Below are 9188 nucleotides of genomic sequence, written 5' to 3'. Positions count from 1 at the left end.
ATTTTTTGATAAATTCCTCGTCGTAGAGGTTGTTCGTAAACAGATAATGGCACATGCCGATGATTAGCGCAGTGTCGGTATTTGGGCGCACGATGATGTTTTCGCTGCCGTAGTAGCGCGCGGTGTCGTTTACCATGACGTTTACGCTATAAGTTTTGATGTCCGATTTTTTGAGCTCCTGCATGCCTACGTAGCCGTCGTGAGTCGGAGGGACGGATGAGATTTGATTGGTTACGATAGGATCGGTACCCCAAAATACTACGTTTTTAGCGTTTTTGACGATGGCTTTCCACTTCGTCGGAGCGTCGTAAACCGCGCTACCGCCTAGCACGTGGGGCATGATGACTAGACCCGCTCCGGTCGAATAATCGCCGCTTTCTTCTACGTAGCCGCCGAGCACTTTTAGCATCCTGTGCGCGACCGTACGTCCCCAGCTGACCTTACCGCTGCCGCCCCACCAGTAGCACTCGCCATATATCGCCTCGGCGCCGTATTTGTCGAAGTTTTCTTTTAGGGCTTTGGCCGCTAGATCAAGCGCGACGTCCCAGCTAACGCGCACGAATTCGTCTTTGCCGCGCAGTTCGCTCTTTGCCGCGCCTTTTGCTTTTAGATAGCTTTTGCGCACCATCGGATAGAGCACGCGGTTTTCGTTCTGCACGGAGTCAGGCAGGCTGTAGTTCATCGTATTTGGAAATTTATCGCCCTCAAATTCGCTAACCGAAACGATCTGCGATGAGTTTAAATTTGCCCAAAACGTACCGAATCTGTTTGCGCCAAACACCTTTTTGTTATCAAAAATCGTCTGTTTGACGCCCTCTATCCTACTAGCCTGCGCAGCCGTAGCCGCCAAGGCCGAAAATTTGATGAAATCTCGTCTTTTCATCGGTTTCTCCCTTATTTACTTTTTGCAGGAGCAAAGCCCTGCCGTGAGCGGAAGTATACGTACTCCCTGTACTCGCCCAAACTACGCCTATGCTTGTGGCATCTATGCGATCAGGCAACTTTTTCCCTTATTTGCTTTTTAAAACCCATATTTTATTTAGTCACGCTCGCCAATCTCTTAATAACGTGGTTGTGCGGCGAGCAAAATGCAGGCAAATTTAAGCTAGCAGCATCAAATTTGCCGTTTAAAAAATCAAATTTAAAGAACAAACGTCGCTAAATTTTACATTTTAAACGACAGGCAAATTTGATCCGCGCAAAGCCCTATTCTACCGCTTTTGCGTTATGCTGCAGGTATTTTACTATCAAATTTAGCTCCGTCTCCTCCAGCGCGACGTAGTTCGTATCGATCATCGACTGTAAATTTGCCGGCCACTGAGCCGCCGTAAAGCTGTTTGGCTCGTGCAAGCGGTGACACGCCGAGCAGGTCTCCTCGTACTTTTGCTGGGCTTGTTTATATAGCGCGTTTGCGTCGCTACCCAGCGCGTCTGCGGCGACCTCGTACGTGCCCTCGACCTCATACCAAAGCTCGCCGTAGTCGTCCTCGACCTCTTTTATTTTCTTAAAATTCGCCTCGCTCTCGGCATCAAAAACCGTGAAAATCTCGGCATTTTTGACGCTTCGCTGTATCTGAGCCAGGTAGTTTGCCGAAACGGCGCCTTTTACCTTGATTTTAGCCTTTGCGCCGTCTTTGGAGACAACCTCGACCGGCGTTAAAACCTCGATCTTGCCGACCTTTTTACCGCCTAGCGATATATCGGTCGTCTTTGTCAAAACCTCGGCGTTTAAGCCTATCGCCGCCGCACAGGCCGCGATCAAAACGAATTTAAAACTTTTCATCGCACTTCCTTAAGAAAAATTATTAATGTAATTTTATAAATTTACGGCTTAAAATTACATCGCTATATTTTATTACGAAGCGGGTTTTGTATATTAAAAGAGTAAAATTTGAAGCAAGAAAGCGGCAAACTAGCCAAATTTGAGATTTGTCTAATGCCGCGAGAGTAAAAGCCGCACAAGCGGCGGCTAAATTTAAAAATCAATCAGTGCTTTTTAAGCCCCATCGCAGCGACGTCTAGCGCGATCTCTTCGTTGTTTATCGTAATTAGCCCGCGCTCCAAAATTTTGCTTGCGATCGCGTGCGCCTCATCAAGCGAGTGCATTTTGTACGTGCCACACTGGTACTTGTTTAGCTCGGGGATGTCTTCTTGGTTTTTGACGCCTAGGATATCCTTCATCGACGCCGTCCACGCAGCCTTAACCGCCTCCTCGCTCGGCACGCCGATCACGCTCATATAAAAGCCCGTCCTGCACCCCATCGGCGAGATATCGATGATTTCAACCCCCTTGCCGTTTAAATGATCTCGCATAAAGCCCGCAAATAGGTGCTCTAGCGTGTGCGTGCCTTTTTCTGGCAAGATTTCCTCGTTTGGCTTGCAAAAACGCAAGTCAAACACGCTTATATCATCGCCCTTTGGCGTTTTCATCGTCTTTGCCAGGCGCACGCCGGGCGCGTTCATCCTCACGTGATCGACGCAAAAACTATCTAGTAGAGGCATACTTTCTCCTTATTTTTAGCTAAATTCGGCGTGATTTTAGCTAAATTTTTATTAGCCATGGCTTGATTTAAATTTGCATTTACGCAAATTTACTAAGCCGATAGCCAAAAAACGCAACCGCAAAAGTGGCTACTTTAGCTAAATTTATACGACCGACTATTTATTCGTATGCCAAAATGCTAGCGAGCCCGGATTCATAGGATCTTGAGAGAGTCCGATATCAGCGATCGCATCGTCTATAGCGATAACGTTTCGTCTTGCAGCATTAAAGAAAGTCTCGGCAAAATTTACATTCCAACCTTGAGTTTTAAAAAACCCTCTTTGTCTTTCGCTAACGGCGTCGTTTGCTCCTTCTATCTGAAATCCAAACGGCTCTAGATGAGCGCAGCGCACGAAGTCAGCAGCGTTTGCCACTACGTCAAACCAATGCGGCGGGATCTCCTTAACCTGCTCGATAGAGTGGCATGTGAAAACAAAGGCCTTTTTACCCAAATCTAACCCTTCAAGACTAGGCTCTAGGTGATTAAAATGGAAAAACTTAGCATTCATTTTAGGCGTCGCGGCGGCTAGTTTGCTAGCGATTTCCACCCCACTTTGCGTAAATTCTCCGCCAAAATACCGCACATCCGTCGGCCCGCCTCTATAAAAAATTTCAATCAAATTTCGACCGTATCCGCAGCCAAGCTCCACGATACTATCATACGGCCCGGTTTCGTCGATGATATCGATCAGCATATCATAGAAGTTAAACGACGAGTGAAAAGGTACGATTAGCTCAGCCCCCTGTCTAGTGCTAAGCCTGGCAATCGGGATTTCGACGAATCTTAAAACATTCGTGCTAAAAAGCTTTCGCTTCTCCCAAACCATTTCGTTTGTAACGTTATCCAAACTTAGCTCACTTAGCCGCTCTTTTTTTTCCAGCATTTTTACGGCTTGATAGCTATTGAGTCCGTTTTTTAGGCACTCGTCCATAAATTTAGCCCTTGTCGCCCATGCTTTTTCATAAAAATTTTGCCAATACTCCTCTTGATACGCCATATTTTCTCCTAAATTTAAAAAATAAATTTAATTCTACCTTTAAGATTTTAAAGAAAACTGAAATTTAAAAGATTCGATTTTAGTGATTAGATTGAGTTTGTTTGGGGTTAAAAATCGGGCAAAAAGCCCGACTAAAAGTATTAAATTTTAAGCAAAATGAGGTTTGATCTGCTCTATCCAAGCGCTGATTCTAGGCTCGGTTTTTTCGCTTTCGTTGTCCGCATCAAGTGGCAGACCGACGAATTTACCGTCTCTTACGGCTTCTGATTCGTCAAATTTATATCCATCCACAGATACTGCGCCAACGACGTTTGCGCCAGCTTTTACGACCTCGTCGTATAGCTTGCCCATCGCGCCGCAAAAGCTATCTGCATAGCTCTCGGCATCGCCCGTGCCAAATATCGCGACTGTCTTTCCGCTAAGCTTTAGTCCGCCAAAATCAAACGCGTCCCAGTCGTCTTGCAAGTCGCCCGTACCCCAGGTTGAAACGCCCAAAATCAGCTTGTCAAAGCCGTTTAGTTTAGTCGCGTCGCAGTTTGCTACGTTTAAAAGCTCGTTTTCTAGCCCTAAATTCTCGGCTAAAAAGCTCGCCGCCTCTTCAGTATTTCCCATACTGCTTCCAAAAATGATACCTATCATTTAAATTTCCTTTAAAAAATATGATGACTTATCGTGTAGGGCACCAGTCGCAGCAATCCGCCGCGTCCGCACTCCCGTCTTACCTCGATGTAGCGCGAGAAATTCGCATTTCTCGGAGCTACGATAAACATCCTGTCAAACTCCCCGCCGTTAAGCGCCTCAAAGCCCCTAGCGATCTCGCAGTTAGCCAGATGAAACCGCTCTTTTGTTATCTCTTTAAAGCAAGGCATAACGCCGAAAAGCTTGCGCCCGCCCTGCTCTGCAAAGATAATCCCGTCTTGAAAATAAACGTTTTTATCAAAATGTTTGGCGCGTATTTTATCATAAACAAACTGAGAAAACATTATGTCTGCGTCAAAACATATTCCGTTTTGGGATTTTAGCATGAGTATAAGCCTCGCGGCCGGGTGCTTGGGTGAGACAGCTAGCGGCGGGACGGCGTCAAATTTGCCTGATTTGTAGGCGCAGATAACGGCGTTTGAGGCGATACAAAAGCTTGAAATTTTACTTCGGCTAGGATTTTTAAAAGCACACAGATCTTCGATGCGCTTTAGAAAAATTTCCTCCAAATTTAAGCCCGAATACGCATAAACTAGAGGGATTTTTAGCTCGCGACCTGCGCAACAGTTGTATAAATTTATAAAAATTCGGGCTTTATTTACCGCGTCAAGCCCTAAAAAAATACTTGGAGTTATTTCTCCAATACCTGATAAAAAGCCGAATTTCATCTATTAGTCTTTTACCTTGCAGCATCCAAATTCCTTATCTAGCCCAAAGACTTTGCAATACTCGCTAAACACGCAGCTGACGCTTCTTTTGGCGCAGACGATCGGGATATTGCGCTTTTTGGCTTGGTTTTTTATCGTTTTCATCGTGTTGTGGTTTAAAAAACTGGTTAACATCACGACGCACTCGGTATCTTGCGGGATCGGTTTGCGATTTACGCGGTTTTCGTTACGCGCGTCCCAGTGCTCGATCGCTTCTGCGCCGAGGTCTTTTAGGACTGCTTTTATAGGCGTTATCTCGTCGGCTCCGATAACTAAAACTGACATTTTGGACTCCTGTTTATTTGATTGTGATTATTATAAAATAGATTAGCTAAAAAATAGCTTAGTTATGATAGTTGTTATCAGTTAAGTGCAAATTTGTAACGCCTACCAAATTTTGCGAGGGAGTTTTAAATTTGACTGCTAAAATTATCTTTTAGGATCAAGAAACGGCGATCAAATTTGACGAATAGGCGACAAGAGCAAAAATGCTCAACGTTTTTGCTCTTAAATTTAGCAGAAGATAAATCAAATTTGGGTTCAAATTTACCCGTCCGACTTTGCCGTCTTATCAAAACCCATCTGCTCCTCGAGCCGCTTAAACTCGTCTGCGTAAATTAGCGCATTATCGACGCACTCAAGCCAAAACTCCAGCGTTCGCGCGTCCTTGCCGAAGTGCTTTTGCAGCAAAGCTTCGACGCTCATCACGCCGCACTCGCGCAAAAACGCCTTGTACGCGCTGATAAATTTATCGCCCGAGCGCGTAAACTCGTCCAGCAAAAACTGCGAAAGCAGGTAGCCGACGGTGTAGGGGTAGTTGTAGATGTATTGATCGGTCTTGTAAAAATGTAGCTTAAAGTACGGCAAAAAGCCCTCCGCATCCTGCGTCGTATCGCCGTAGCGTCCTCGCCACGCCTTTTGCATGAGCTCTTCTATCTGCGCCACGCCGACCGCGCCCTTTTGCCTAGCCTTTAAAAAAGCGATCTCAAAATCAAACCGCACGCCGATGTGTAGCATGAAATTTGCCGCCGATTTTAGCTCCTGCCACAAGATGTCAAAGAGCAAATTTTTATCCGAGCTGTTTTTACGCAGATAGTTTCGCAGCACGGCTTCGTTAAAGGTGCTCGCAGCCTCCGCCAGCGTCATAGGAAACTGCGTGTGCAGCGCGGGCAGATCGCGCATGATCCAGTAGTGCCACGCGTGTCCGAGCTCGTGCGCCTGCTGGATCATATGCGCCTGCGTGCCCATGTAGCTAGAAAAAACGCGCGGCTGCCGAAATTTATCAAATCTCGTATAAAATGCGCCGCCTGCTTTGTTTTCGCGCACCTGCGCCTCGATCCAGTTTTTATCTAGCATCATTTTGATAAACTCAGGTATCTCCCCGCTAACCTCGCCTAGAGCCGCACAGATCGTCTCTATCGCCCGCTCGTAAGTGATCTCCTCCGAGCTAGCAAAAGGAGACGGCGCGAGTAGATCGCGGGCGTAAATTTTGCCCTGCGGAAAATACTTCGCGCGTAGGCTCACGCACTCCCTGATCTTGCCTGATCTCTGATCTAGCGCCGCAAACATCGCCGTTACGGCCTGCTCGCTGATTTTATTTTGCTGCAGGCTAGGCGTGAGGATATCCGTCCCCGCCGCCCTGAATTCACCTAGCCTAAAGCCCTGAAGTAAATTTAAAACGTCGACGTACAGGCTCGCGTGCCTAGCGTAGTGCTCCGCCAGCCCCTCAAACACGCTCTTTCGTAGCGCGGCATCAGGCGAACCCTTTAAAACGCCCGCGCATTTTGAGAGATTGTAGACGCTTTTTACGCCGTTTTTATCACTAGCCTGCACGGCGATGAGGTTGTTTAGATGCCTAAATACGCCGTAAAGCGGAGCGAAACTGCTAGCCGCCGTATCTTCGTAAATTTTACGTTCTTTTGCGTCAAATTTTGCCCGCCAGCTGTTTTTGCGCTCGTCGTAGAGAAATTTTATCCGCGCAAACTCCTGTGTTTGGAGCGCGGTATCAGCGGGATCTAGCTCGTCTATCTTTTCAAAAATGATCTCTTTCGTCCGCTCAAGACGCAAAAACTTTTCCCTGATTTTCGCCTCGGCCGCGCCTGCTCGCTCATCTTTGGTATCGTCGCTTGATTTGCAGCGGCAAAACGCGAGCAAGGAGTTTGCCTCCTCAAAGCCGCGCTCGTACGCGTTTATCAGCAAATTTAACTCGCCGCCAGAGCCTAGCAGCCTCTCTATCTCGCCTAAAATTTCGTCCAAATTTGACAGCGCGTCCGTAAATCTCGCATCGTCAAAGTCGCCATACGCGTCCTCAAACGTCCATCTAGGAAGCTGCATTTCACGCCTCACAATGAGAGTAAAAATACGAAAATATGGTGACTAACTAGACCTAGGATCGCCGGCACGCTGCAGCGCTTGACAATATCGAGCGGACTGCACTTTAGCATGCCCGCTATCGCGACGACCACGCCAGCTACGGGCGAGAGAGGACGAGCGATAGTGGAGGCCTGATGCATCGGTAGCACGAGCATAACCGAGCTCACGTTTAGCTTAGCGGCGATATGCGGCACCATCTCGATGAGAGGATAAAAGCTCGCGCCGTTTGAGCCCGAGATGATCGTAACTAGCGTCGTGATGACGACGAACAGTACCGACATGCCAAAGCCGCCAAATCCTAGCGAATTTGCGAGCTTGACGATGCTATCTAGCATGCCTAGCGCCTTAAAGCCTTCCGCAAATACGCCCGCTGCGATGATAAGGATAACGACGCCGCTTAGACTCTTGCCCATCGCTTGGAAAAATACCTTGACCCCATCGGCGATCGGGTCAAATTTAAACCTATGCCTGACTGCTTCAAAAAGCATCGCGATGACGACTGAAAGGATAATGATCGCCGAGATGTCAAGCTTGATAGAGGCAATGCAGTACTGCGAAAATACGACCACCAAAATCATCGGTAAAAACGGCAGTATCGCGTAAATTTTAGGCGCGGCGGTTTCTGGATTTTGCACGGCGCCGTCAAATTCCATCACTTCGCCCACATGCTCGCTGCACACCCAGCCCTCTTTTTTATCGAGGTATCTGTTCCAAAAAACGAGCGCGATACCCATCACGATCGAGGTCGGAAGCGCGGCCGGAATTTTATAAATGAAAACGTAATCTAAAATGCTAAGCTGCGTGGCCTTTGCCGCGGCGGCGGTCGATGCACCGATGAGCACCATCGAGGCGGCTCCCGACATCGCGCAGATCGAGCCTACGGTGAGCTTATTTAGTCCAAGCGAGATGAGCACGGGCCCTAAAAGTGCGAGACATAGCACGCCAAGCCCTACCGCGCTAGTGATAACCATGCTGATGAGCTTAGCCACCGCAAATGCGACGAATACCATGACGTATGGATTTTTGATCCTAGCAAAGCGCTTCGTAGCGATAGAGACGAAAGCGTGGTTCGCGCCGATATGCGTCATATAGCTCGCAAAGCCCACCATAAACATGATGATGAGGCCTAAATTTGCAAATCTGTTTGAAAACATATAGCGAATAAACTCGATGATATTTAGGTAAGCGTTACCCGTCGCTACGGCCTGTTTGGGCATGAAATTTCCCGTACCCAGCGCGACCGAGCAGATCAACATAAAAACGCCCGAAAGAAAAAGCACGAGCGGTGCGTACTTGCCCCGCACTATCGCCCAACCCACGATAAACAGCACTACCGTGCCGATAATAATGCCCGCAGCCATTTTAGCTCCTTTTGCAGTAAAATTTGAGCGAATTTTACTACGAACATCGATATTTTAAGCTAAAACGGAGATTATTTTTCGGTTTTTTCGCCCCTAGGATACTTTGCGCGAGCTTTGATTGATTGAAATTTTACATTTAGAGCGCGGATTTGCGACTGAATTTATAAATTTAAAGCGGATCTCGGCTCAGTGAAGGGGACTGCGCCGCAGCATATGGCGGACGCGGCGATGGAATTTTAAAATTTTACTCCCTCTTTCTTATGCGGCGACTAGCGAGCGGCAGGTAAATATATGCGGCGTAAAACAGCGCGCACTGAGAGCTTTTAGCAGCGGCCCGTTCGCGTGCGACCGACAAACGAGCACGAGCGGCAGATACTGCGTTTTGAAGTCGAGATTAAGCCGGTAATTAAGAATTTTAAAATTTCTCTGTCCGTTTAGGTGAAATTTACTGCGTCAAAGGCGGGGCGCGGTGGGTTTGAAATTTACGTCCGAATGGCACGGCTTACGAA

Annotated in this window: 10 protein-coding genes; all 10 read right to left on the bottom strand. The window is 47.5% G+C overall.

Annotation, left to right across the window (positions count from 1 at the left end; all coding sequences use genetic code 11):
- Window positions 1–883: molybdopterin-dependent oxidoreductase (locus Q0386_RS08465; protein WP_299029753.1), on the bottom strand; the 883-nt coding region annotated here is incomplete at its 3' end.
- Window positions 825–1001: a hypothetical protein gene (locus tag Q0386_RS08460; RefSeq protein ID WP_299029750.1), complete on the bottom strand. Its 177-nt coding sequence runs from the start codon at window positions 999–1001 to the stop codon at window positions 825–827. The genes Q0386_RS08465 and Q0386_RS08460, both read right to left, overlap by 59 nt.
- A gap of 205 nt (window positions 1002–1206) precedes the next feature.
- The gene (locus Q0386_RS08455) at window positions 1207–1782 is read right to left on the bottom strand and encodes a hypothetical protein (RefSeq protein ID WP_299029747.1); all 576 of its coding nucleotides are present in this window, start codon (window positions 1780–1782) and stop codon (window positions 1207–1209) included.
- Window positions 1783–1985: 203 nt separating this feature from the next.
- The gene (luxS, locus tag Q0386_RS08450) at window positions 1986–2501 is read right to left on the bottom strand and encodes an S-ribosylhomocysteine lyase (protein WP_298789510.1); all 516 of its coding nucleotides are present in this window, start codon (window positions 2499–2501) and stop codon (window positions 1986–1988) included.
- A 156-nt stretch (window positions 2502–2657) separates the two neighbouring features.
- On the bottom strand, window positions 2658–3539 hold the full coding sequence (locus tag Q0386_RS08445) for a hypothetical protein (RefSeq protein ID WP_009492539.1): 882 nt from the start codon (window positions 3537–3539) through the stop codon (window positions 2658–2660).
- 147 nt (window positions 3540–3686) lie between these two features.
- Window positions 3687–4178 (bottom strand): flavodoxin FldA, encoded by a 492-nt coding sequence (gene fldA / locus Q0386_RS08440; protein ID WP_297936550.1) that lies wholly within the window; start codon window positions 4176–4178, stop codon window positions 3687–3689.
- Window positions 4179–4189: 11 nt separating this feature from the next.
- Window positions 4190–4906, bottom strand: coding sequence for a hypothetical protein (locus tag Q0386_RS08435; protein ID WP_297936552.1), 717 nt, complete (start codon window positions 4904–4906; stop codon window positions 4190–4192).
- A 3-nt stretch (window positions 4907–4909) separates the two neighbouring features.
- Window positions 4910–5230, bottom strand: coding sequence for a DUF2325 domain-containing protein (locus Q0386_RS08430; protein WP_002949171.1), 321 nt, complete (start codon window positions 5228–5230; stop codon window positions 4910–4912).
- A gap of 261 nt (window positions 5231–5491) precedes the next feature.
- Window positions 5492–7279: a M3 family metallopeptidase gene (locus Q0386_RS08425; protein WP_299029737.1), complete on the bottom strand. Its 1788-nt coding sequence runs from the start codon at window positions 7277–7279 to the stop codon at window positions 5492–5494.
- A gap of 8 nt (window positions 7280–7287) precedes the next feature.
- Window positions 7288–8679 carry a C4-dicarboxylate transporter DcuC gene (gene dcuC / locus Q0386_RS08420; protein WP_299029734.1) on the bottom strand — a complete coding sequence of 464 codons (1392 nt, stop codon included), beginning with the start codon at window positions 8677–8679 and terminating at the stop codon, window positions 7288–7290.
- Window positions 8680–9188: the final 509 nt, after the last annotated feature.

It is taken from the genome of uncultured Campylobacter sp. (assembly GCF_938045625.1).
GTDB lineage: Bacteria > Campylobacterota > Campylobacteria > Campylobacterales > Campylobacteraceae > Campylobacter_A.
This window is presented reverse-complemented; position numbering and strand designations above follow the sequence as displayed.

What these genes read in the sequence shown, in the direction of transcription:
- Q0386_RS08455 (WP_299029747.1), bottom strand. Translation starts at nt 1,782, where the DNA reads ATGAAAAGTTTTAAATTCGTTTTGATCGCGGCCTGTGCGGCGGCGATA.
- luxS (WP_298789510.1), bottom strand. Translation starts at nt 2,501, where the DNA reads ATGCCTCTACTAGATAGTTTTTGCGTCGATCACGTGAGGATGAACGCG.
- dcuC (WP_299029734.1), bottom strand. Translation starts at nt 8,679, where the DNA reads ATGGCTGCGGGCATTATTATCGGCACGGTAGTGCTGTTTATCGTGGGT.
- fldA (WP_297936550.1), bottom strand. Translation starts at nt 4,178, where the DNA reads ATGATAGGTATCATTTTTGGAAGCAGTATGGGAAATACTGAAGAGGCG.
- Q0386_RS08425 (WP_299029737.1), bottom strand. Translation starts at nt 7,279, where the DNA reads ATGCAGCTTCCTAGATGGACGTTTGAGGACGCGTATGGCGACTTTGAC.
- Q0386_RS08430 (WP_002949171.1), bottom strand. Translation starts at nt 5,230, where the DNA reads ATGTCAGTTTTAGTTATCGGAGCCGACGAGATAACGCCTATAAAAGCA.
- Q0386_RS08435 (WP_297936552.1), bottom strand. Translation starts at nt 4,906, where the DNA reads ATGAAATTCGGCTTTTTATCAGGTATTGGAGAAATAACTCCAAGTATT.
- Q0386_RS08445 (WP_009492539.1), bottom strand. Translation starts at nt 3,539, where the DNA reads ATGGCGTATCAAGAGGAGTATTGGCAAAATTTTTATGAAAAAGCATGG.